Genomic DNA, 23,542 nt, shown 5'->3' with positions numbered 1-23,542 from the left:
ATGAAAGGTTTAATCATTGTAGGGAGTGCGAAATTAGGTTCACATACAACAGCGCTATCCCAATATTTAAAAGGGCATTTTGAAGAACATGATTTTGAAGTTGAAATTTTTGATCTTGCAGAACATCCAATTCACCAACTTGATGTTTCAGGTGCTTCTAGTCCAAGTGAAACATATAAAAATAATTTAAGTACATTACAAGCTAAAGCAAGAGAAGCGGACTTTTTCGTCTTAGGATCTCCGAATTATCATGGTTCATACTCTGGTATTTTAAAAAATGCTTTAGATCATTTAACTATGGATGATTTCAAAATGAAACCTGTAGGCCTTATTGGTAATAGTGGAGGTATCGTAAGTTCAGAACCGCTATCACATTTACGTTTAATTGTACGTACATTATTAGGTATTGCAGTGCCAACACAAATTGCTACGCATGATACAGATTATAAAAAATTAGACGATGGTACATTATATTTAGATAATGAAGAATTCCAATTACGTGCTAGATTATTTGTAGATCAAATCATTTCTTTTGTTAAAAATAGTCCTTATGAACATTTAAAATAAGTTAAATGATTAAATTATACTAAAATAACTGTTAGGTTTCTAAATAGGGCCTAACAGTTATTTTTATGTATGCTATTTTGAGCTTGATGGCTTTAAAATAGAAGTTACGATTGTATGATATTGATCTAAAATCGACTTTATTTTAGGTAGGTCTATATTATGTAAATGAATGCAACGCTCATCATATGCATCTCTAGATTTTTTTAATAGCCCTAGCTCAATGAGATTGTTGATTTGTATTGAAATGGGTGTGTTGTGACTATACAACAACCTTTTGAGTTCTACCGCTTCAATACTTTCTTTGTTAATATAAAGTAATTTATCCAATATAATTATTTCAGCAAATGTAAGGTTCAAATTTTGTTTTACTACTTTTTTAATTAATTTTCTCTTTTCTTCGTAAGTTATTATATTCATGTTATCACCACATTAAGTTATTTGTTCTTTGTTGTATTATTTTGAAATTTTTAATACCTTCTATAATAGGTTGTTTATTATTAAATCCATAAGGGTTTACACCTTTGATTACTTGAAAATGATATATATAATCTTTAAGTGAATGGAAGTGATACTGTCTCCATACAAAATCTAAACTATCACCATTTAATAAAGCACATGCTGAAAAGTGAATTTTTGAAGCAATAATGTAGTTTGATAAGGTACAACACATAAGTGCTGAAAATTCACGCGATAAAAAGCTGTTATTCACAAAAAATTGATGCGCAATATCTTGGCAAATTAATTTTCTTTCACAGTTGTTATTAATATATTGAATAACGTCTCTAATCAATATATGTTTAAAATTCCGTTCAGATTTAGAGCGAGGAGTTGTATTTATGGTATTAAGATAAGTCGCTTTAATTAAATATAATAATTTTCGTTCTATATCTTTAGTGTTTGATTGATTTAACATTGATAAAATGACGTCGTTATAAAGTGTTTTTAAATCGGGATTATCTTCATCTATTATATTATGTTCATTTTGAGCATACTTATTCAAAATTTTATAATAATAGTAATTATTTATAGATAGACATAATAACGTGCCTTCAAAGTTGATATCATTAATACATTCATAGTCATGAATATAAAATATATCTCCTGTACGATAATGTTGAAAATTGTTGTTTTTTAGTATTGTAATTGCTCCATCAAAAACGAAATAGATATTTAAAAAATGGTTAGTACGTAAACATTTAAAATTGAATGTTTTATTATTATATATCTTTAAATCATAATCCATTATTTATTTCACCACACCAATATACTAAGAAGCATCTCCTCTATAATAATTTTAATACGAAAAGTGTATATCGGACATTAACAAAATTTAACTCTTGATACACATTATTTTAAAATTAATATGCGAGTTTAGATTTTAGAGTAAATAATTTAATAGTAACGCTTAAAATTTTACTTTTTAATAATTAAAAACATAACATCAAATAGATAATCTAGAAAAATTGAAATTACATTTACTAGAGATATTCAAATTTTGAACAAAAAAAGAGTACTAATAAATATATATTAGTACTCCTATAATAAATAAAGCGTATGAGTTAAATTGTATTTAACTATTTATGGTATTTTAATTTAGCAAAAGCATCGTGTTGGTGAATAGATTCTTCATTGCGACATTCTATTTCAAAACCATCAAGCCACTCAAAACCTACCAAATCTGCAGCGATCAGACGGATAAGGTCTTCTACAAATCTTGGATTTTCATAAGCGTGTTCTGTAACACTTTTCTCATCAGGACGTTTTAGAATAGGATATAAAATAGAGCTTGCATTAGCTTCCATTGCATCTAAAATGACTTCTTTATAATCACCTATTAAATCAACATCTTTATTTAGAAAAGCTTTTACAGTGATAATACCACGCTGGTTGTGTGCTGAGTACTCGCTAATTTCTTTTGAACAAGGGCAAAGTGTAGTCACCGCAGCTTGGATTGTAATCTCTTTACGGGTTACATCATCTTTATCAATCGCTAAACCATAAGTTACATCGGCATGACCAACAGCTTTGATTTGAGTGACTGGGCTATAACGGTCGAAGAACCATTTAGCTGAGACATCTAAACCAGCAGCGTTTTGTTCCATGCTAACTTGTAAACTACGTAATAATTGATAAAGTGCGTCAAAATTTAATTCAATGCCATTATTATAGTGCTTTTCGACACTTTCTAATATACGGCTCATATTAATGCCTTTTTCGTCTTGATTTAAACTTGTTGAAAAACTAAAGTTTCCAGCAGTTTGGAAACGATCTACAAGTACTGGGTAAACTAAGTTTTTAATACCTACCTCTTCGATTTCAAACAAGAAATCTTTATGTGTACTTTGTAAGTCTTTCATATTTTCTTTTTCAGTTGGTTTCGTACCTTCGATAGGGTCAACAGAACCAAAGTGCTTCCATCTTCCTTCTCTAGTAGATAAGTCAAATTCTGTCATGCTATTGCCTCCACTTAAGATTCAAAGTTATAAGTCCAATAAGGTTCTACTTCTAAGAAACTGTGTGCTTCTCCAGGTACGTCAGGTGTTGCAAGTGACTCTAAGAATGGACCTGTTTGAGATGCATGTGCTTCGAATGTACGTAGTTTAACCTCTTTATAATCACTGATCTCATTTAGAATGTCTGGTGCACCTAATTTTTCATGTGCGTCATTACTAAATGCTACAAGCTGTAAACGTGGTCTTTCAGATGCTGGCATACGACCAACCGTTCTCACGACTGCTTCTGCAGTAGCTTCATGGTCAGGATGAACAGCAAACTGCGGATAGAAAGAAATGATGACAGATGGTTGTAATTCATCAATGAGGGATTTAACCATTGCATCCATTTCATCATGTGGTTCGAACTCTACAGTTTTATCTCGTAAACCCATTTTACGTAAATCAGTTATGCCTATTGCTTCCATTGCTTTTTCTAATTCTTTTTCACGAATATCTGGTAATGTCTCACGTGTAGCAAAAGGTGGATTGCCTAAATTGCGTCCCATTTGTCCGAGTGTCAAACATGCGTACGTGACTGGAACTCCATTATCGATATAGCGTGCTAATGTGCCTGCAGATGAGAATGATTCATCATCTGGATGTGGAAAAATTACTAATACTTGGCTTTCCTCTGTCATGATACGCCCTCCTTATGCTTTGAACGGTTGAGTACTAATTTCTAAAGCAGCAGCTAATTGACCTTCATAGTTAAACCCTGCTAGCAGAAGCTCACCATTCTCATTCACTTCATAATGTGTTAATCCTTGGACATAGACCCAACCGCTATCTTTCAATTTAAGACCGACACGGAAAGGATCTTTGTTGCCACCTTTAAGTTGAGCGTGTTCGTAAGTCACTTGAATATTTCTCAAAAAAGTTCCCGCATTAAATACACGTTGGTCAAAGTGAGCAGCATATGCACCATTTGTTGTTTCAACATGTAAGTATACAGGTTTATGCTCATATGAAGAAAGTAATGCTTGTACTTCCTCATTGTTTATTTGTTCCAAAATTTTGCCTCCTTGCTTCCAAACCCAACATTACAAAATTCAATTATTTATATTTACTTAACACAATAGATTTCTATGATATAAGTCTATACTTTAGTGTAAACCGACTCGTATACATTTTCTACCAGAAAAGTGAATTTTATATCTAAGAATTGTATTTTATATTTTGATTATCTCTTCATTCTACTAAAAAGCACAGCAGAAATGTATCACTCTGCTCAATTTATATTAAAAAGTCTCAATTTAATACTTAAATAGAGGTGGAATCCAATTCCTGTTAAAAAGATATAAAAGAAGTATAATGCATAAGTGTAATAAGATTTATATATAATTTGCATAACAATCAATTTATTATGACTGTAGTTTTAACAATAAAACATAGTATTAACATAGGTGTTAACGGGTATATTCATTTTAGGTAGAGGATATACAAGTGTTTATCGTGTTATTTTACTCGTTTAATATATAAAACTAAGGGTAAATAGCTTAAGTGCAACATTATATAGTAAGTTAAGTCACAACGATGGCTCTATAATTTAATTCAAGAAGGGATGATCATTTTGGAATTACAACTAGCAATTGATTTATTGAATAAAGAGGAAGCGGCAAAACTTGCGAATAAAGTTAAAGATTATGTAGATATCGTAGAAATTGGTACACCAATCGTTATTAATGAAGGTTTACCAGCGGTTCAACATTTAAATGATAATATAGAAGGCGTAAAAGTACTTGCAGACTTAAAAATTATGGATGCTGCAGACTATGAAGTAAGCCAAGCAGTTAAATTTGGTGCAGACGTAATAACAATTTTAGGTGTTGCTGAAGATGCATCAATTAAAGCAGCAGTTGAAGAAGCACATAAAAGTGGTAAAGAATTGTTAGTAGATATGATTGCAGTACAAGATTTAGAAAAACGTGCTAAAGAATTAGACGATTTAGGCGCAGACTATATCGCTGTGCATACTGGTTATGACTTACAAGCTGAAGGTCAATCTCCTTTAGAAAGTTTACGTAAAGTTAAATCAGTTATTTCTAATTCTAAAGTAGCTGTTATTGGTGGTATTAAACCAGATACAATTAAAGAAGTTGTAGCAGAAGAACCAGACTTGGTTGTAGTTGGTGGCGGTATTGCTAACGCTGACAATCCAGTTGAAGCTGCTAAACAATGTAGAGATGCGATTGAAGGCAGATAATATGACTGAAATTACAAATTATCGCTTAATATTAGATGAATTAGACCATACACTATCACACGTTAAAGATAGTGAAGCAAAAACGTTTTTAACACAAGTGGTTGAAGCGAATCAAATATTTGTTGCAGGAAAAGGTCGCTCTGGCTTTGTAGCAAATAGTTTTGCAATGCGTTTAAATCAATTAGGCAAATACGCGCATGTTGTGGGTGAGTCTACAACGCCGTCTATTACTGAAAATGATTTGTTTGTTATTATCTCTGGGTCAGGATCGACAGAGCATTTAAGATTATTAGCAGATAAAGCTAAAGCTGTAGGTGCAGAAGTTGTATTATTGTCGACAAACCCGGCTTCAGCGATAGGTGAACTTGCAAATGCAGTTATTGAATTACCGGCAGGGACGAAATATGATGCTGAAGGTTCAGCACAACCCCTAGGTAGCCTATTTGAACAAGCATCACAAGTGTTTTTAGATAGTATTGTTTTAGACTTAATGACTGAGTTAAAAGTTGATGAAGAAGCAATGCAACAAAACCACGCAAATTTGGAATAACCAAATATAAGTGTTAATAAAAGTAAAAAGAGAGAGGAAACTAAATTTAAGTTTCCTCTCTCTTTTTATTTCTGTATATTAAAATTAATCTAAATGAACTCTATTATGATCTTCCATACTATTTTCTTGTGTCATATCTATACATTGTTTACATGTTATAAAAGCGATTATTGCAAGTGAAACGATGATGTTAATAGTTAAAATCTTCTTCATTTTAATCATCCTAACTGTTTAAGTTTTTATATGAATTACAATGCATTAAGGTCGGTTTTGACTAGTTATTATTTTAAAAAAGAAAAAATAAATATACGTGATAAAAATTTGTTGTATGTTACCTTTTCCCTGATGTTTAATTGTTAATCAAACTCAACTAAAGCGTATGTGCTATAGCTATGCTAAACAGTTGATTGATAACAAAGTATATAGTTTTGAGACTTTGATACTACAATTTATTTTAATATTAAAAATAATAAATTTAAAAACTATAGAAGAAAGTTAATTAGAATATAAAAACGAATTTTAAAATGGCAACTAATGATTAAGAATAAAACAAATAGGGGATACTATAAAAAAATAGTTTAGTTACTTTTAGACTATTTTCACGTAGATCTATGACAAATTGATTTTAATACATTATTAAAGGGGAGATATAATGGAAAAAATCGTTGCTTTTTCAGATTGGCTTTGGGGGTTTCCTTTAGTTACATTATTATTAGTTGCAAGTTTATATTTAACAATAAACTTGAAATTTATTCAGTTTAGACATTTCTTTTATATGATGAAACAGACCTTTGGAAGTGTCAATAAAACGCCTAAGGGTGAGGGTACAATCACACCGAGGCAAGCATTGACCTCTGCGTTATCATCTACGATAGGCGCTGCGAATATTGTTGGTGTACCTACGGCTATTATGATGGGTGGGCCAGGTGCAGTCTTTTGGATGATAGTAATTGCATTCCTAGGCATGGCTTTAAAATTCAGTGAAAACGTACTCGGTGTACATTATCGTGAAAAAAATAAAAAGGGCGAATTTGTTGGTGGACCTACATATTATATGAAGAAAGGTTTTAAAAATAAAAAGTTAGGCGCTATTTTTTCTATCGTCTTTGCTTTTGCGCTGATGCTTGAGCTTATTCCAAGTATTATGGTACAAGGTCATTCGGCTGCAAGGACTGTTCATGATACATTTAATATACATATGGGTGTAACTGGTGTCGTTCTAGCTATTCTTGCAGCATTAGTCGTGTTTGGTGGTATTCAACGTATCGCATCATTTACTGAGAAGATTGTGCCAATCATGGTAGGTTTATATTGTTTGTTAGGATTTGCTATTGTCGTAATGAATATCACTCAAGTGCCTAATATTATTGCACTTGTTGTTGAACAAGCGTTTAATCCTAGTGCAGCATTAGGCGGCACATTCGGTGCAGCGCTCGCAACTACCATCCGTTGGGGATTTGCACGAGGCATATATTCTAATGAAGCAGGTCTTGGTACATCACCTATTGCTCATGCAGCTGCTAAAACGGATCATCCTGTACGTCAGGCTTTTTGGAGTGTCAGTGAAATTGTAGTCGATACGTTTGTCGTATGTAGTACGACTGCTTTCGTTGTACTTGTTTCTGGTGTCTGGACAGCAGAAGACGCAAAATCACAATCTGCAGCGCTCATAGCCAGAGCGTTTGAAGATGCTTTTGGACAATTTGGCAGTATGATTGTATCGATTTCGATGGTGTTTTTCGTATTTTCAACGGTCATCGTCGTGATTTTTTACGGCTCTAGAATGGCAGAATTCTTATTTGGATTAACAGGTGGTTGGATTATGAAAGTCGTCTACGTATTATCATTAATCGTAGGTGCTTTGGGTGCAGCAACACAACTATGGAATTTGTTAGATTTAGCACTTGCCATTGTGCTTATACCTAACGTTATTGCTGTCCTTATACTTTCACCAAAAGTAAAATCACTAACTATAGATTTCTTTAACAACTATAAATAAGTTGTTCTATTAAAAAGAAGATCCCTCACTACAAAATGCAGTGAGGGATTTTTGGTACGCAGATTTTTCTAAAATTGGGTTTGGATATTTTATTTCTGGAAAATTTAATGTGCTAATGGGATTTGGATTGAAATTATCATTGAATTCTAAAAAGAATTGGGAAGAAGATGACCTAAGCCTCCACGATTAAAATTTATCAGTGATTGTGTAAAGGTAAACAACTATAATTAATGTTAATATATATTATATTAAAGTTTACAATTCAAAGGGTGACATGAAAGTGGAAATATTAGAAAAGATTGATCAACACGCACAAGAACTGCCACAACGCCTTGCGTTGCAATTTGATGATTTAAAGTGCAATTATAAACAATTAAAAATAAATATCGAATTAGTGCTTGAAGATATAGCGAGTATTCCTAGTCATCAATTTGTAGCAGTCATAATGAAAGACCCTATGGAAACAATCATCTATTATTGTGCATTGTTAAAGAAAAATTGTATTCCATGCATACTAGATTTTCAATGGTCACAAGCGCAGATAGACACATTACTAAACCATTATGGGATTTCTTATGTAATCAATGAGGAACAAGAAATAATAAGTAAGCATATTAAAAATAATCAATTGAAGTGGCATGATGATTTATTACATGTTGGTTTTACTTCAGGAACGACAGGCTTACCAAAAGCTTATTATCGCAATGAAAAATCATGGATATATTCATACAAAGAAAACGAAAAGCTTTTAGGAACGCTGATTAATATACTCGTTGCACCTGGACCTTTATCTCATTCGTTGTCTTTATATACTTGTATCTATGCGCTGTATAGTGGCAGAACGTTTATAGGACAACGTCAATTTGATGCGCCGTTGCTATTACAAACGATTGAAAAAGTATCTGAAACAGTTGCCATGTTTTTAGTGCCGACGATGTTAACATCGTGTTTGGCTGAAAATATTAAAATGGAGTCAGTGCGCTATATTTTTTCTACAGGTGATAAGTTACCTTTGGAAATAAGAAATAAAGTTCAACAATATATGCCGCAAACTATATTAATAGAGTTCTTCGGAACATCTGAAGCAAGCTTTATAAGTTATAACTACAATAATGAAGCACCGTATCATTCTGTGGGTTTACCTTTTCCAAATGTGAAAATACACTTGGCACATCAGGATGAACAGGGTGTAGGCGTGTTACATATTCAAAGTAATATGGTGTTTAGTGGTTATGCAAATCAAGATATTTCACGAAGTAAATGGCTGGAAATTGGTGATTTTGCATCACTTGATCATAACGGATATCTCTATTTGCACGGACGTCAGAGTGACCGCATGATTATTGGTGGTCGAAATGTTTATCCAACTGAAATTGAGCGTGTAGCCCAAGAATATGAATATTTTAACGAAGTGTGCATAGTGAGTGAACCACATTCGAAGTTCGGAGAGATTGCAGTACTACTTTATACAGGTACACGATATGTGTCTTATCAATCTTTGAAAAGTTTTTTGTCATCATATTTGGGAAGATATCAAATACCATCTAAATTGATTAAAATAGATGAAATGTACTATACACAAAGTGGGAAAATAGCGCGTAGACAAATGAAGGAACGTTACTTAGGAGGAGAGTTTAAATAATGAAAGAAGCAGTGATTGTTGCGGCAAAACGTACAGCATTTGGCAAATATGGAGGAAAGCTTAAGCATATAGAGCCAGAACACCTCATAAAGCCATTATTTACACATTTCAAAGAAACATTCCCCCGTGTGATGTCAGATATTGATGACGTTATTCTGGGTAATGTCGTAGGTAATGGAGGTAATTTGGCGAGAAAGTCCTTACTTGAAGCAGAACTAGATCACCACATCCCGGGCGTAACTATCGATAGACAGTGTGGTTCAGGGTTAGAAGCGATATTACAAGCTTGCCGTATGATACAAGCAGGCGCAGGTACAATTTATATGGCAGGCGGTGTAGAAAGTACGAGCCGTTCACCTTGGAAAATAAAGCGACCGCAATCTGTTTATGATACCCAATTACCAGAGTTTTTTGAACGTGCATCATTTGCACCTGAAAGACAGGACCCTTCAATGATTGAAGCGGCTGAAAATGTAGCTCAAACTTACAACATTTCAAGAACGGCACAAGATTATTATGCATGGATGAGCCATCAAAAAACAATGGCTGCATATGAACATCAAATCATTTCCCGAGAAATAATGCCATTTCAAGTTAAGGATGAAACATTTCAGCGAGATGAAAGTATTAAACCAAAGTTAACGGAACGGACGCTGAATCGTTTGAAACCACTCTTACCTGAAGGCACAGTTACTGCTGGAAATTGTTGTATGAAAAATGATGGTGCAGTGTTATTAATGATTATGGAAAAAGAAACTGCCAAAGCATGTGGTTTTAATAGCGGGTTAGCATTTACAGATGGTTTAACTGTAGGCGTAGACCCGAATATATTAGGGATAGGTCCTGCACCAGCAGTGACAAGACTATTAGAAAAAAATCACTATACTATTGATGAAATTGATGCGGTCGAATTGAATGAGGCCTTTGCATCACAGGTATTAGCAAGTCAAGAAATGTTGGGATTAACTGATGCGAAATTAAATGTTTATGGCGGCGCAATCGCTACAGGGCACCCCTACGGTGCAAGTGGTGCAGCTTTAGTGACGCGCTTGTTTTACATGGATGAATATCAAAGAACAATTGCTACTATGGGAATAGGAGGCGGCATGGGCAATGCATTATTGTTTGAAAGATGGACATGAAGGGCAAGAAATCATATTTAATGAAGATGATGTCATAGCTTATAATCAATATTTTAATCAATATCCATTAAATAAAGTACCGCCACTATATTGTGCTAAGTTATGGCCAGAATTTCAGTTGTTTCAGCAATATGCTAACCGCAATATTTTGCTGAAAGAAACAGAAATAAACCATACAAAATCGCTTGAAACGAATGAGACATATCTAGCGCATATGTGTATGATAGAGAAGAAGAAAATAAAATCATTTATGAAATATACTTTTAAATTAGATGTACATAAAAATAGTGAAAACTATATCACTATTAAACAAATATTTTTGGAGCAGCTATAGTATGATACAAATAACAACAGAACAAGTGAATGAATATTTAGGCTTAATTAATGATCAAAACCCAGTGCATCAACATATAGTGCCTGGTCAATTGATTGTGCAGCTAGCACTTACAAATAAAAAATTAGCATGGGTAGCATACAAAGTGAAATACATGGCAACGGTTGAAATAAATGAATCTTTAAATTTTGAACTTGTAACAAACGAAAAAATGGTTATTTCTAATCAAAGCGGTGATGTAAAAATTTTTATTGTGAAAATATAAATGTTGAATTGGTTATGGTGTTCAAGGTGTATACAAAGGATGAGGGTATAATGCATTGGCGAGTACTTTTTTGTGTTAATTTAAAAGAGTACGATACAATAATAAGTGAAGTAACAAGTATACTAGGAGGATAACTATGACAGTAGAAACATATTGGAGATCTTTTATTGAAGCATTTCCTGAATATAAAGGTGTGCAATTTGATGCTTGGTCTTTTGGTGTTGACGAAGATGAATTAGCTGATTTAGTGAAAAAGGGCATGAAAACTGCGACGACAAGTGGATTATCATCTTATAAAGTAGAGGAAGAAGCGTTACCACAAGTCGGTGATATCAGTGTTGTATTAAATGAAAAAGGAAACCCGCAATGTATCATTGAAACTACACGTGTTTATCAAACACCATTTAATGATGTTACTGAACATCATGCATATCTTGAAGGTGAAGGAGATAAGTCACTGGCACATTGGCGCCAAGCACATATCGAATTTTTCGAATCATATTATGCTGAATTAGGTATTCCTTTTGATGAATCAGAAATTATGGTGTGTGAAGAATTTAAGTTATTGTATGTATAAAAAAGAGCGGTACATAAGTTAGAACTTGCTTCGAGTATTCTCTCCAAGCACAACAAAGGGGACAATCTTTGTCTAACTGTGTACCGCTCATAGGGTGAGTGTTTATAGGGTTGTGTTAGTCAAGGCAACATAAGGGGACAACTTATGTTGCCTTTATTCTTTTTAAACTTCTAATTTCTAAAGGGGAGTTTATTGCATATATGTTCTTCTGTAATCTGTTTAAAGCTAAATTTTGAAAAGTCTTAGGTGTAAAGTAAATGTTATTAATAGGTTAGTTTCATATTATCAACATCACTTTCAAGTAGAGAGAGTAACTTATATAATTCATTCATGCTGAAATTTTCATCAAATTTAACAGAAATTGTTTTGAAAGTTTTAGTGATAATTTCATATATTGGGTTACCATTTTCAAAAGCCTGTTTGTAGATAATCATGCTGTGATTCCCTCCTTTTTCTCTCTACACTTAATATACTAATAGATTTACTTGGAAAATACATGAGTCTTCAGTATCAACTTCGTATCGGTCTTATGTCGTATATGATTTAAAAAGTAAAAAGTATGTGAAAATGGTGAGTGAAGCAAAAGGGTTAGAATTGAACTTTGTTGAATTGTGGTGTAAATTGTAACTGAGATGTATCGTGTTTTAAAATTCAAGCTTGGAGTGATAATGTATGAAAAAAATTGCGAAGACTTTTGTAGCATGTAGTATTGTGTTTGGAACTACAGTAGGCCTAAGCATTGCTAACGAAGACATATCACAAAGTGAAGCACAAGCAGAAACGACGCAACCTTATTATGAGTATCAAGGCTACACAGCTCAAGGTGGAGATTTTGTATTAGATCAAGCATTTTATAATGGATTGAAAGCAGGTAATGTTACTTTTAATGATATTAAAGTGAATAGTAAATATGATTCTGGTTCTGAGAGCAAAGTAATTTATGATCAAAAATTTGAAAAAGTAAATGGTAATAAAGCTAATTCAGTAGAATTTGAGATAGCGGAAGATGCAGTAAGTTTACAAGGTATGAGAGTGCAATTTGGACAAAACTTTGAATATCAACCACCGCTTCATGGGGACAAAGTAAATAGCTCCGATGGTTTGTATGGGTATAAAGTAGGCGAAGGTTATATCGTATTTCATATGAGTGATGGTTATGTAACGAGTGTGACAGTATCATAAAGCATATTTAATATACAAAAACCAAGTAGAAATATATTTAATTTCTACTTGGTTTATTTTATTGATAGCGTTGTTTTTAAACTTCTGTAACGTCAACATCAATATGTTCAACACGGTTATATGCACCGTGGTCAACCGGTCCTACAAAGTCATTCATCTTCCAACCATTTTTAATTGCAGAAGCAACAAAAGCTTTGGCAGCAATAACTGCTTCTCTAGGTGTTTTGCCGTTGGCTAAATACGCAGTAGTTGCTGCAGCAAAAGTACAGCCTGCACCATGATTATAGCTTTGTTGGAACATATCAGTAGTTAATTGGTAGAAGTGTTCACCATCATAGTAAAGGTCATAAGATTTATCTTGATCTAAAGCTTTACCACCTTTAATAATGACATGCTGTGCGCCTTGTTTATGAATGATTTCAGCAGCTTTTTTCATATCATCTATTGATTTTAAAGTACCTAGATTTGCAAGTTGTCCTGCTTCAAATAAATTTGGTGTTACGACAGTTGCTTTAGGTAATAAATGTTCAATCATTGCGTCAGTGTTGCCAGGATTTAATACTTCGTTTTCGCCTTTACAGACCATTACTGGATCAACGACAAAGTAGTCGGCGCCAGATTCTACATATGCTTCACCAGCACGTTTGATTATTTCTTGTGTACCGAGCATACCTGTTTTCACAGCATCTGGGTGGATTGAGATTGCTGTCTCTAATTGTTTCTCAAATACATCAAATGGAATTGGCGTTACGTCATGAGACCATGTCGCTTTATCCATTGTAACGATTGATGTCAGAGCAACAATGCCGTATGTCTCTAACTCTTGAAATGTTTTTAAATCTGCTTGCATACCTGCCCCTGCACTTGTGTCTGAACCTGCAATCGTTAATGTTTTTTTCAATGCCATGAATCTTCACTCCTAAATTTCTTTTGTACATATCATACCACGTTTGTCGAGTATTCTAAATAATGACCTTTTAAATAGCGAGCAATATTTAACTACTTTGTATAAGGTAGATTAATTTTATTTTTGATGAAGAGAAATAGAGTTACCTGATCTGGTTTGAAGGTATACAAGTGCTGATGCACTTGCATAAGTAGTGCTAATCTTGCTAACGCAAGAAGTACTACTTTACATGCATAAGTGGTTCTATTCTTGTGAATACAAAGTAGAAATAATGGTTCGCCTGAGCTGAAGCTCATGCATAAGATCTACTTATTCACGCGCATAATTTCTTGCACGTGAAAGTAGTTCTAATATGTTAAAATACAAACTGAGGTGAGAGGGAATATGGAATGGTCAGATGTTTTTCATGAAATTACTACACGACATGACTTTAGTGCGATGCACGAATTTTTAGAAAAAGAATATACAACAGAAATTGTATACCCAGATAGAGAGAATGTTTATCAAGCATTTGATTTAACACCATTTGAACAAGTGAAAGTTGTCATATTAGGTCAAGATCCATATCACGGACCGAATCAAGCACATGGCTTAGCTTTCTCAGTACAACCAGATGCTAAGTTTCCACCTTCGTTGCGTAATATGTATAAAGAACTTAAAGAGGACATAGGTTGTGAAAGAACAACGCCACATTTACAAGATTGGGCGCGCGAAGGTGTTTTGTTATTGAATACAGTTCTGACTGTTCGCCAAGGTGAAGCACATTCACATAAAGAAATTGGCTGGGAACTTTTCACAGATGAAGTGATTAAAACAGTATCTGAACAATTAGAAAATGTTGTGTTTATTTTATGGGGAAAACCCGCACAACAAAAAGTCAAATTGATAGATACATCAAAACATCATATTATTAAGTCTCCACATCCAAGTCCTTTATCTGCTTATCGTGGTTTCTTTGGTTCAAAACCATATTCTCAAACAAATACGTATTTACAAGAAAATGGTAAAGCACCAGTGAATTGGTGTGAAGGTGAGGCATAAACATGGAAAAAGATAAGGTTATACAGTTAATTGAGCAAGAATTAGTAGCAGCGGACGAAGCAAATAATAATGCTGAATTTGAAAAGCATATTTATGCTATTCATACGTTGACTTCACTTGTTACAGGGTCGACAAGTCAGCATAAAAGTTATAAAGATAATACGTATAATGTTTCTTCGTCATTTCAAACATCTACTATAGTAAGTAATGGTACTTCAAAACCCCAATCAGCTTCTAAAAAACCAGCTGTATCTGAGGAAGAGATTCGAGCGATGGGCGGTAAAACATCACAACCAGCGCCACAAAATAGCGTTTCTGACACATCACTTACAGCTAACAAGTTGGTTACAGATGATGAAATAGGTAATGGAGATTCAATATTTGATTTTTAATTAAGAAGGGAAGTAAATAGCATGATGAAAGTATTTATTATATTAGGTGCATTGAACACAATGATGGCAGTAGGAACTGGCGCATTTGGTGCACATGGCTTAGAAAATAAACTATCAGCAAAATATTTATCAGTATGGGAAAAAGCAACGACTTACCAAATGTATCATGGTTTAGGCATACTTGCGCTTGGTATCATTAGTGGTACAACTTCAATTAACGTGAATTGGGCAGGTTGGCTCATGTTCTTCGGTATCGTCTTTTTCAGTGGCTCATTATACATTTTGGCATTAACTCAAATTCGTATCCTTGGCGCAATTACGCCAATCGGTGGGGTTTTATTCATAGTAGGTTGGTTAATGCTTATTATCGGAACATTTAAATTATAAATTTTTAATTGTTATAGAATTCATCTTGTGGGTATAATACAGTCCATGAGGTGAATTTTATTTATGAGTCAAAATGATAAGCAAATAGATAGAGGAGATTTAAAACAAAACTTATCTGAGAAATTTGTATGGGCTATAGCCTATGGTTCATGTATAGGTTGGGGTGCATTTATCCTACCTGGTGACTGGATTGGTCAATCAGGCCCTATATCTGCAGCGATAGGTATTGTAATTGGTGCATTATTAATGATACTGATTGCAGTAAGTTATGGTGCTTTAGTTGAACGTTTTCCAGTTTCAGGTGGAGCATTTGCATTTAGTTTTTTAGGATTTGGAAGGTACGTTAGTTTCTTCTCATCCTGGTTTTTAACTTTTGGATATATATGTGTTGTAGCTTTAAACGCAACAGCATTTAGTTTATTAATTAAGTTCTTACTACCAGATATATTAGAAACTGGTAAGTTATATCCTATTGCAGGATGGGATGTTTATATAACTGAGATTCTTATTGCATCGTTATTATTAATTGTCTTTATGTTTATAGCAATTAAAGGTGCAAGTGTATCAGGGTCTCTACAATTTTATTTCTGTGTAGCATTGGTTATAACAATCGTATTACTATTTTTCGGTTCATTCTTCGGGAATAACTTCTCTTTTGAAAATTTACAACCGTTAACGAATGAAAAAGAAGGTTGGTTTACATCCATTATTATGATTGTGGCAGTAGCGCCATGGGCATATGTTGGATTTGATAATATTCCACAAACAGCAGAAGAATTTGATTTTGCGCCGAATAAAACATTTAAATTAATCGTTTATAGTTTACTTGCCGCAGCATTTACTTATGTATTAATGATTTTATACACAAGTTGGTTAAGTAGCTCATCTACAAGTTTAAATGGTAATTTATGGTTAACAGGTGCTGTGACACAAGAGGCATTTGGTTACATTGGTTTAGCAGTGCTAGCAATCGCAATTATGATGGGGATATTCACTGGTTTAAATGGATTCTTGATGAGTTCAAGCCGTTTATTATTCTCAATGGGACGCTCAGGCATTATGCCTTCTGTATTTAGTAAATTGCATAAAAAATATAAGACACCTTATATTGCAATTTTCTTTTTAGTTTCTGTTACATTAATTGCACCGTGGCTAGGTCGTACTGCATTAACATGGATTGTTGATATGTCTTCAACAGGTGTATCAATTGCTTATTTTATTACATGTTTATCAGCAGCAAGACTCTTTAGTTTTGATAAATCAAGTAACACATACGGACCTGTATACAAAGTATTTGCGATATTAGGTTCAATCGTTTCATTTGTGTTCTTACTGTTATTATTAGTCCCTGGGTCACCAGCGGCACTTTCAACCCCATCTTATATCGCATTAGGCGGTTGGTTAATCATTGGTTTGATTTTCTTTGTTGTACGTTATCCAAAACTGAAAAATATGGATAATGACAGATTAAGTAAACTTATTTTAAATCAATCAGAAGATGAAATAGTAGATTTAATTAATAAAAATAAATCAGATAAAGCGAACACCTAGTTATTTTTGTGAATAATAATCATGTTTTTTGCATGTAAAATTATGCAATTCTAACATTTAAACTTGGATTATATAATTTCATATACGCCCTTCAATACAGACACATTAAAAGTGTTTATATTGGAGGGCTTTTATTATTAGAGGTTTGATTATAGAAATGACGAGTAACAAAAAACCTGAGAAAAATCATTATTACAAATGATTTTTCTCAGGTTTTTGATTTAGTATCATGCATTTTAAATTCTTTTTTTACGTATTTTCGTACCAGAAACAATAAGCTTTGATATTTGATCAGCAAAAAGTAATCCTAAAGCGATAGCACCAGCAATTAAAGTCACTTCTAGCATTGTATTAATGGCTTTACTAAATTCTAATAAGATTAAGTTTTTTGTTGCATCGAATGCAAGGCCACCAGGAACGAGTGGAATAATACCTGGAACCATAAATATAATTACGGGTTCCTTTTTATAACGAGCCATGATGTGACTCAGCATACCTAACGCAATACTTCCAAAGAAACTAGAATATATAGTATGGAATTGAAAACCTTCATAAAATAAAATATAAAACATCCACCCACACGCACCTACAATACCAACTGTGTTGTATAGGCGTTTTGGTACATCAAATATCACACCAAAGAAAAGGGAAGCAGTATAACTAAATATTAAATTTAAAATCCAAAACATAGACATTGCTCCTAAAAAATAATGAGTATAGTACCAACGCCGGCGCCTATACCAAAAGCAGTCACTAGGGCTTCTAGTGATTTAGTGGTAAATAGTAACATATGACCGGCGAATAAATCTTGAATGGCATTCGTGATTAATACACCAGGCACGATAGGCATTACTGAAGCTATTATGATAGTAGATATCGAACCACCGGGTATTAAATGATGCCCTGAAACGGTTATGAGGCCGATGACAATTGCGCCCATAAATTCTGGGATAAATTGAGCATGTAGTTTCCTTTGAAGCGTTTCTACAACAATGAAGCCAAAGGACCCAGCCAAAATAGCAGTAAGTACATCTGTTAAGATGCCACCTTGAAGATATAAAAAACTCGCTGCGATAATAGCGGCAGCTATAAATTTGAAAATTAGATCATGGTTAATGCTTTGTTCGTGATATATTTTTTGCAGTTCTTGAAAGGCATCTTCAAGTGAAATGTCACCTAAAGCAAGACGCCTAGATATGCCATTTGTTCTTGATATGCGATGAAGATTTGTATCTCGTGTTTTAATCCTGAAAATCCTAGGATAAGATTCGTTATGTAACATGAAGTTAATTACAGTATTTGTTACGAAACTATTGCTTTCTGGATAGCCTAATGTAGTTGCAATTCGAGTCATTGTATCTTCAACTCTGGAACCTTCTGCACCAGATTCCAACAGGATACGTCCTGCAAGCAAAATAACATCTTTCGCCATTCTTTCATCATAACTTTCAACTGTTTGATTGTATATTGTCATTTAATCACCAATAATGAAGTATTTAACTAAAGCTATGTTTTTGTATTCATAGCATAGGAATAAGTTATTGAGTTAATAATTTTTATTGTAACACTTTACTCTTAAAAATTGTTAGAAGAATCAGAAAGTAACTTATACGCTTTATAAAATTTAAAATATAACATTTTATACAATTTAAGTAATTTAAATATGTTTCAAATTTCGCAAATAGGCTAAAATAATATTAGTTAGCTGTTTCAGACAAATATTGAGTAGCGACAATATTTAACAGTTAATATTAAATTAAGTAGTGATTAAAGTTCTCCCAAACACACTACACAGACTCAGGCACACTTGTTTAATAGCAAGTGTGCCTTTTTTTACTCGCTCTGCTTTCAACATGTTGAAAGCTAGAGCGAGTTATGCAAGCGTAAGCTTGCGAACCTTAAGTAACAACATGTTAAATGCCAGAGCGAGTAAGAGCGAGTAACGGTTTATGAAAATGTATAAAAAATGTCGACAAAGTTAGATACTTTGCCGACAGTCTTAAACAATTCCATTAATATGAACGGAATCGTTTATTGTATTTTATAATGAAAATAGATCTTGTAAGACATCTTTTGTGATGATATTACCTACGAAGAAACTACCAAAGTCGCCGTAGCGTGCAGTTGTTTCATCAAATCTCATTTCATAAACAATTTTTTTGAATTGAAGTGGGTCTTCTGCAAAAAGTGTTACGCCCCATTCATGATCGTCAAAACCAACAGATCCAGTGATGAATTGTTTGATTTTACCTGCATATTGGCGACCAATCATGCCATGATCATGCATAAGTTTCTTTCTATCTTCAAGTGGTAACATATACCAGTTATATGTTTCACCACGACGTTTATCCATTGGATAGAAACAGATGTATTCAGTACGAGGTAATTCTGGGAATAATCTTGGTTTAATATGAGGATTTTCATATGGATCTTCATCAGATTTTCCTGCAAGATAATTACCTAATTCTATGATAGAAACATAAGAATATGTTGGAATTAAGAAATCTGTAATTTTCAATTTATTAAATTCATTTTCAAAAGCATTTAAATCTTTCATTTCTGGACGTAATACCCATAAAAGAAGGTCTGCTTTTTGACCATTAATATTATAAAATGCATGATCTCCTGCATTATTTGTGCGTGCTTCTTCGTGCTTATCTAAAAACGATTGTAATTCTTCCACGAGAGATTGACGTTCTTCCTCTGGAACTAAACGTAAAGTAGTCCAATCAATAGCATATAATAAATGTAAACTATACCAACCGTCTAACGTTTCTGGTACTTGTGGCATTGTAAATCGCTCCTTTGTGAAAATTTCTATGTCTTCACTATAAAATTCTACCATAAAGAAACTGTTAAAACATAAGTAAATGATTACAAATTGGTGACATGGAATTCTATAAAAAAATAACGTATACTATATAGTGTAAATAAATAGATTTAAATTTCGAGGAGGCCCCTATGTCTTTATTAGATGTATTACAAGAAAAACTTTCAGGAAAAAATGTGAGAATCGTATTACCTGAGGGTGAAGATGAACGCGTATTAACAGCAGCAACACAATTACAAAATACGGAATATGTTACACCAGTAGTATTAGGTAATGAAGCTAATGTGAAGACTTTAGCTAATGATAAAGGATTAGATATTACTAACATTGAGGTTATCGATCCAGAAACAAGTGAATTGAAACAAGAATTAGTAACTGCTTTCGTTGAACGCCGTAAAGGTAAAGCGACTGAAGAACAAGCACAAGAAATGCTAAAAAATGTAAACTACTTTGGTACAATGCTTGTTTATACTGGTAAAGCTGAAGGACTAGTCAGCGGTGCAGCACATTCTACAGGCGATACAGTTCGCCCAGCGTTACAAATTATTAAAACGAAACCTGGCGTTTCAAAAACATCTGGCGTTTTCTTTATGATTAAAGGAGAAGAACAATATATCTTCGGCGATTGCGCAATCAATCCAACACTTGAAGCACAAGACTTAGCTGAAATTGCAGTAGAGAGTGCAAAAACTGCTAAAAGCTTTGACATGACACCGCGTGTAGCAATGTTAAGTTTTTCAACAAAAGGCTCTGCAAAATCAGACGATGTTGAAAAAGTAGCAAATGCAGTGAACTTAGCGCAAGAGAAAATTAAAACTGACAATATTGAAGATGTTGTTGTAGATGGTGAATTCCAATTTGACGCAGCAATCGTACCTGAAGTTGCTAAGAAAAAAGCACCAGACGCAAAAATACAAGGTAATGCTAATGTATTTATCTTCCCAAGTTTAGAAGCCGGTAATATTGGATACAAAATTGCACAACGTTTAGGCGGTTTTGATGCAGTAGGTCCAGTACTACAAGGACTTAATTCTCCAGTGAATGATTTATCTCGTGGTTGTTCAACAGAAGACGTGTATAATTTATCAATCATCACTGCTGCGCAAACATTACAATAATGGATTTAGCAAGCAAATACTTTAATGGTATAGATTGGCGTTATATTGACCATTCTTCTGGGTTAGCGCCTATGCAATCATTTGCATTCGATGATACATTTTCAGAAAGTGTTGGCAAAGATTTATCATGTAATGTTGTACGTACTTGGATACACCAACATACAGTCATTTTAGGTATCCATGATTCACGCCTACCTTTTTTACAAGATGGTATTCGTTATCTTACTGAAGAACGTGGCTATAATGCGATTGTTAGAAATTCAGGTGGCCTAGGTGTAGTCTTAGACCAAGGTATACTCAATATTTCTCTCCTATTTAAAGGTAAACATGACATTACAATAGACGAAGCTTTTACAGTAATGTATTTATTGGTTTCAAAAATGTTTGAAGATGAAGACGTAGAGATTGAAACACACGAAATTGAACGTTCATATTGTCCAGGGAAATTTGATTTAAGTATTAATGGACGAAAATTTGCAGGCATTTCACAAAGGCGAGTACGTGGCGGCATTGCTGTACAAGTATATCTTTGTGTAGAAGGTGATGGCAGTGAACGCGCCGATATGATGAAGTCTTTTTATAAGCGCGCGTTAAAGGATGAAGAAACAAAATTTACTTATCCAAATATAGATCCACAATGCATGGCGTCATTAGAGTCATTATTAAGCAAAGCAATCACTGTTCAAGACGTAATGTTTAAGTTATTATACGCGCTTAAAGATTTAGGTGGACGATTAAATATGGAACCTATAACAGATGATGAATGGCAACGCTATGAAGGTTATTTTGAAAAAATGATTGAACGTAACGCTAAGATGAATCAAGCAATGGATTAAATCATTATTAAGACCAGAAACGGTACTTTTTTATTAAAGTAACGGCTCTGGTCTTTTTTATAGTTAATATAAAAAATATTGACATAAATCTTTCTAATTGTTGAATTATAGAAACTAAATAAGTAATATAGGAAAAGTGTAGTTTAAAACTAACTAATTTAAATAAATTTCCGTAAAATCATGTTAACTTTTTGAATATAAGACTATAGAGTTTTATAATGGAAAAGTATTGATTATAATTAGTAGCAGGTATTAACTTTTGAAAAAGCACTTTCTGTTATTTAATTAAAAATAAACCAAGTAACTATGACTAGAGTTGTATGGCATAATATAAAATTTATGAGATAATGTATAATAATGTGTGTAAAATTAGTTAAGGTTGAGTATTTTCCTATAGAATACGAGCAGTCTTTTCAAATTAATAATGATAAAAGACATATTAGATTGGCTAACAACGAGACTTTAAAACACGGAATTTCCTGGCAAATTTCAAGCAGAATGCATTGTGGTGTTCTGAAATGATTAAAATCAGTGTTGTCTGTAATGTGTAGCTTACTTAAAATATAAAACTAAAGAAAATACTAAAGGTGATTGAGAATATGACACAACAAGGATATGGGGAAGCGAATGGAAAAGTAATATTAATTGGTGAACATGCTGTTACATTTGGCGAGCCAGCAATAGCGATTCCATTTACGACCGGGAAAGTGAGAGCGAAAATAGAATCTATAGAAGAACCTCTTTCTTCATGTATTAAAAGTGATGTATATGAAGGTGAGTTAATTGATGCACCTGAACATTTAAAGGCAGTAATAACTCGTTTTGTAGAAAAATATGAAATCCAAACACCTATAAAAGTTTCGATTGATACAAACTTACCACCATCTAGAGGACTAGGCTCAAGTGCTGCAATGGCGGTTGCTTTTGTGCGTGCAAGTTTCGATTACCTCAACAAACCATTATCTGATAAGTTGTTGATAGAAGAAGCTAATTGGGCGGAACGTATTGCACACGGTAAACCAAGTGGCATTGATACACAAACGATTGTATCGAATAAGCCAGTATGGTTTAAGCAAGGTAAAGTAACGACATTAAAGCCATTAGAATTGAATGGTTACATGATTGTTATTGATACTGGCGTACTCGGCTCTACGAAACAAGCAGTTGAAGATGTACATAATTTATGTAAAGAAGATAGTACGTACTTAGAACATGTGAAACATATTGGTCAACTTGTATATGAAGCAAGTGACTCTATAGAGCATCATAACTTCGAAAAATTAGCCTCTATCTTTAATTTGTGTCAAGAAAGCTTACGTACATTAACGGTAAGCCATAATAAAATTGAAACATTACTTGAGGCAAGTAAACAACAAGGCGCCATTGCTGGAAAATTAACTGGCGGCGGTCGCGGTGGTAGTATGATTGTACTTGCTTCAACCTTAGAAGTGGCTGAGAAAATTGTTGAAAGTGCGAAAGACTTAGGCGCACATCACACATGGATTGAATATTTAGGAGGTTAAT

At 33.5% G+C, this 23,542-nt stretch carries 28 protein-coding genes; 17 read left to right on the top strand and 11 right to left on the bottom strand.

Annotation, left to right across the window (positions count from 1 at the left end; genetic code table 11):
• The gene (locus SOJ_RS12450) at positions 1-567 is read left to right on the top strand and encodes an NADPH-dependent FMN reductase (RefSeq protein WP_002508467.1); all 567 of its coding nucleotides are present in this window, start codon (positions 1-3) and stop codon (positions 565-567) included.
• Positions 568-639: 72 nt separating this feature from the next.
• Here SOJ_RS12450 and SOJ_RS12445 read toward each other — a convergent pair whose 3' ends face one another.
• The 5 genes from SOJ_RS12445 to SOJ_RS12425 all read right to left on the bottom strand — a co-directional run bounded on the left by SOJ_RS12445 (position 640) and on the right by SOJ_RS12425 (position 4,075).
• Positions 640-984, bottom strand: coding sequence for a MarR family transcriptional regulator (locus tag SOJ_RS12445; RefSeq protein WP_002508466.1), 345 nt, complete (start codon positions 982-984; stop codon positions 640-642).
• A gap of 4 nt (positions 985-988) precedes the next feature.
• Positions 989-1,810 carry a hypothetical protein gene (locus tag SOJ_RS12440; RefSeq protein WP_002508465.1) on the bottom strand — a complete coding sequence of 274 codons (822 nt, stop codon included), beginning with the start codon at positions 1,808-1,810 and terminating at the stop codon, positions 989-991.
• Between the two features lie 331 nt (positions 1,811-2,141).
• Positions 2,142-3,020, bottom strand: a complete 879-nt coding sequence (gene folE2, locus SOJ_RS12435; protein ID WP_002508464.1) for a GTP cyclohydrolase FolE2 — start codon at positions 3,018-3,020, stop codon at positions 2,142-2,144.
• A gap of 14 nt (positions 3,021-3,034) precedes the next feature.
• On the bottom strand, positions 3,035-3,700 hold the full coding sequence (gene bshB2 / locus SOJ_RS12430) for a bacillithiol biosynthesis deacetylase BshB2 (RefSeq protein WP_002508463.1): 666 nt from the start codon (positions 3,698-3,700) through the stop codon (positions 3,035-3,037).
• A 12-nt stretch (positions 3,701-3,712) separates the two neighbouring features.
• Positions 3,713-4,075 (bottom strand): YojF family protein, encoded by a 363-nt coding sequence (locus tag SOJ_RS12425; protein WP_162129935.1) that lies wholly within the window; start codon positions 4,073-4,075, stop codon positions 3,713-3,715.
• A gap of 557 nt (positions 4,076-4,632) precedes the next feature.
• Here SOJ_RS12425 and hxlA point away from each other — a divergent pair.
• Together hxlA and hxlB are read left to right on the top strand one after the other, a co-directional pair.
• The gene (gene hxlA, locus SOJ_RS12420; protein ID WP_002508461.1) at positions 4,633-5,265 is read left to right on the top strand and encodes a 3-hexulose-6-phosphate synthase; all 633 of its coding nucleotides are present in this window, start codon (positions 4,633-4,635) and stop codon (positions 5,263-5,265) included.
• Position 5,266: 1 nt separating this feature from the next.
• Positions 5,267-5,815 carry a 6-phospho-3-hexuloisomerase gene (hxlB, locus tag SOJ_RS12415; RefSeq protein ID WP_002508460.1) on the top strand — a complete coding sequence of 183 codons (549 nt, stop codon included), beginning with the start codon at positions 5,267-5,269 and terminating at the stop codon, positions 5,813-5,815.
• 84 nt (positions 5,816-5,899) lie between these two features.
• Here hxlB and SOJ_RS14815 read toward each other — a convergent pair whose 3' ends face one another.
• Positions 5,900-6,028, bottom strand: a complete 129-nt coding sequence (locus SOJ_RS14815) for a hypothetical protein (protein ID WP_002508459.1) — start codon at positions 6,026-6,028, stop codon at positions 5,900-5,902.
• 439 nt (positions 6,029-6,467) lie between these two features.
• Between SOJ_RS14815 and SOJ_RS12410 the strand changes: the two genes are divergently transcribed.
• From SOJ_RS12410 to SOJ_RS12385, 6 genes are all read left to right on the top strand, one after another.
• The gene (locus SOJ_RS12410; RefSeq protein ID WP_002508458.1) at positions 6,468-7,814 is read left to right on the top strand and encodes an alanine/glycine:cation symporter family protein; all 1,347 of its coding nucleotides are present in this window, start codon (positions 6,468-6,470) and stop codon (positions 7,812-7,814) included.
• Positions 7,815-8,094: 280 nt separating this feature from the next.
• On the top strand, positions 8,095-9,456 hold the full coding sequence (locus SOJ_RS12405) for an AMP-binding protein (RefSeq protein WP_002508456.1): 1,362 nt from the start codon (positions 8,095-8,097) through the stop codon (positions 9,454-9,456).
• Complete coding sequence (locus SOJ_RS12400; protein WP_002508455.1) at positions 9,456-10,598, top strand: thiolase family protein; 1,143 nt, start codon at positions 9,456-9,458, stop codon at positions 10,596-10,598. Before SOJ_RS12405 ends, SOJ_RS12400 begins: the two co-directional genes overlap by 1 nt.
• Positions 10,570-10,932, top strand: coding sequence for a hypothetical protein (locus SOJ_RS12395; RefSeq protein ID WP_002508454.1), 363 nt, complete (start codon positions 10,570-10,572; stop codon positions 10,930-10,932). Before SOJ_RS12400 ends, SOJ_RS12395 begins: the two co-directional genes overlap by 29 nt.
• Position 10,933: 1 nt before the next feature.
• The gene (locus SOJ_RS12390; protein WP_002508453.1) at positions 10,934-11,197 is read left to right on the top strand and encodes a hypothetical protein; all 264 of its coding nucleotides are present in this window, start codon (positions 10,934-10,936) and stop codon (positions 11,195-11,197) included.
• 136 nt (positions 11,198-11,333) lie between these two features.
• Positions 11,334-11,774 carry an ASCH domain-containing protein gene (locus tag SOJ_RS12385; protein WP_002508452.1) on the top strand — a complete coding sequence of 147 codons (441 nt, stop codon included), beginning with the start codon at positions 11,334-11,336 and terminating at the stop codon, positions 11,772-11,774.
• Between the two features lie 263 nt (positions 11,775-12,037).
• On the opposite strand, the gene vraX is transcribed toward SOJ_RS12385, so the two are convergent.
• Positions 12,038-12,208, bottom strand: a complete 171-nt coding sequence (vraX, locus tag SOJ_RS14505; RefSeq protein WP_002508451.1) for a C1q-binding complement inhibitor VraX — start codon at positions 12,206-12,208, stop codon at positions 12,038-12,040.
• A gap of 238 nt (positions 12,209-12,446) precedes the next feature.
• Between vraX and isaB the strand changes: the two genes are divergently transcribed.
• The gene (gene isaB, locus SOJ_RS12375) at positions 12,447-12,956 is read left to right on the top strand and encodes an immunodominant staphylococcal antigen IsaB family protein (protein ID WP_002508450.1); all 510 of its coding nucleotides are present in this window, start codon (positions 12,447-12,449) and stop codon (positions 12,954-12,956) included.
• Between the two features lie 76 nt (positions 12,957-13,032).
• Here isaB and thiD read toward each other — a convergent pair whose 3' ends face one another.
• Complete coding sequence (gene thiD / locus SOJ_RS12370) at positions 13,033-13,863, bottom strand: bifunctional hydroxymethylpyrimidine kinase/phosphomethylpyrimidine kinase (protein WP_002508449.1); 831 nt, start codon at positions 13,861-13,863, stop codon at positions 13,033-13,035.
• Between the two features lie 372 nt (positions 13,864-14,235).
• Here thiD and SOJ_RS12365 point away from each other — a divergent pair, with 372 nt between their 5' ends.
• The 4 genes from SOJ_RS12365 (at position 14,236) to SOJ_RS12350 (ending at position 17,234) form a co-directional block, all read left to right on the top strand.
• Complete coding sequence (locus tag SOJ_RS12365; protein ID WP_256092338.1) at positions 14,236-14,904, top strand: uracil-DNA glycosylase; 669 nt, start codon at positions 14,236-14,238, stop codon at positions 14,902-14,904.
• A gap of 2 nt (positions 14,905-14,906) precedes the next feature.
• Positions 14,907-15,296 (top strand): DUF5327 family protein, encoded by a 390-nt coding sequence (locus SOJ_RS12360; RefSeq protein WP_002508447.1) that lies wholly within the window; start codon positions 14,907-14,909, stop codon positions 15,294-15,296.
• A gap of 24 nt (positions 15,297-15,320) precedes the next feature.
• On the top strand, positions 15,321-15,683 hold the full coding sequence (locus SOJ_RS12355; protein WP_002508446.1) for a DUF423 domain-containing protein: 363 nt from the start codon (positions 15,321-15,323) through the stop codon (positions 15,681-15,683).
• Positions 15,684-15,746: 63 nt separating this feature from the next.
• On the top strand, positions 15,747-17,234 hold the full coding sequence (locus SOJ_RS12350; protein ID WP_002508445.1) for an APC family permease: 1,488 nt from the start codon (positions 15,747-15,749) through the stop codon (positions 17,232-17,234).
• A gap of 236 nt (positions 17,235-17,470) precedes the next feature.
• Here the strand turns inward: SOJ_RS12350 and SOJ_RS12345 are convergent, their stop codons facing one another.
• The 3 genes from SOJ_RS12345 to hemQ all read right to left on the bottom strand — a co-directional run bounded on the left by SOJ_RS12345 (position 17,471) and on the right by hemQ (position 20,025).
• Positions 17,471-17,923: a threonine/serine exporter family protein gene (locus SOJ_RS12345; RefSeq protein WP_002508444.1), complete on the bottom strand. Its 453-nt coding sequence runs from the start codon at positions 17,921-17,923 to the stop codon at positions 17,471-17,473.
• An 11-nt stretch (positions 17,924-17,934) separates the two neighbouring features.
• Entirely contained in the window at positions 17,935-18,702 is a 768-nt protein-coding gene (locus tag SOJ_RS12340; protein WP_172457968.1) for a threonine/serine exporter family protein, read from the bottom strand.
• Positions 18,703-19,275: 573 nt separating this feature from the next.
• Positions 19,276-20,025 carry a hydrogen peroxide-dependent heme synthase gene (gene hemQ / locus SOJ_RS12335; protein WP_002508442.1) on the bottom strand — a complete coding sequence of 250 codons (750 nt, stop codon included), beginning with the start codon at positions 20,023-20,025 and terminating at the stop codon, positions 19,276-19,278.
• Between the two features lie 170 nt (positions 20,026-20,195).
• Between hemQ and pta the strand changes: the two genes are divergently transcribed.
• The 3 genes from pta to mvk all read left to right on the top strand — a co-directional run bounded on the left by pta (position 20,196) and on the right by mvk (position 23,541).
• Positions 20,196-21,182 (top strand): phosphate acetyltransferase, encoded by a 987-nt coding sequence (pta, locus tag SOJ_RS12330; RefSeq protein WP_002508441.1) that lies wholly within the window; start codon positions 20,196-20,198, stop codon positions 21,180-21,182.
• The gene (locus SOJ_RS12325) at positions 21,182-22,018 is read left to right on the top strand and encodes a lipoate--protein ligase family protein (protein WP_002508440.1); all 837 of its coding nucleotides are present in this window, start codon (positions 21,182-21,184) and stop codon (positions 22,016-22,018) included. Before pta ends, SOJ_RS12325 begins: the two co-directional genes overlap by 1 nt.
• A 599-nt stretch (positions 22,019-22,617) precedes the next feature.
• Entirely contained in the window at positions 22,618-23,541 is a 924-nt protein-coding gene (mvk, locus tag SOJ_RS12320) for a mevalonate kinase (protein ID WP_002508439.1), read from the top strand.
• Position 23,542 lies beyond the last annotated feature (1 nt).

It is taken from the genome of Staphylococcus sp. OJ82 (assembly GCF_000294465.1).
In the GTDB taxonomy this organism is placed as follows: domain Bacteria; phylum Bacillota; class Bacilli; order Staphylococcales; family Staphylococcaceae; genus Staphylococcus; species Staphylococcus equorum.
The sequence above is the reverse complement of the archived record's forward strand: the minus strand, read 5'-3'. Positions and strand labels throughout refer to the sequence as shown.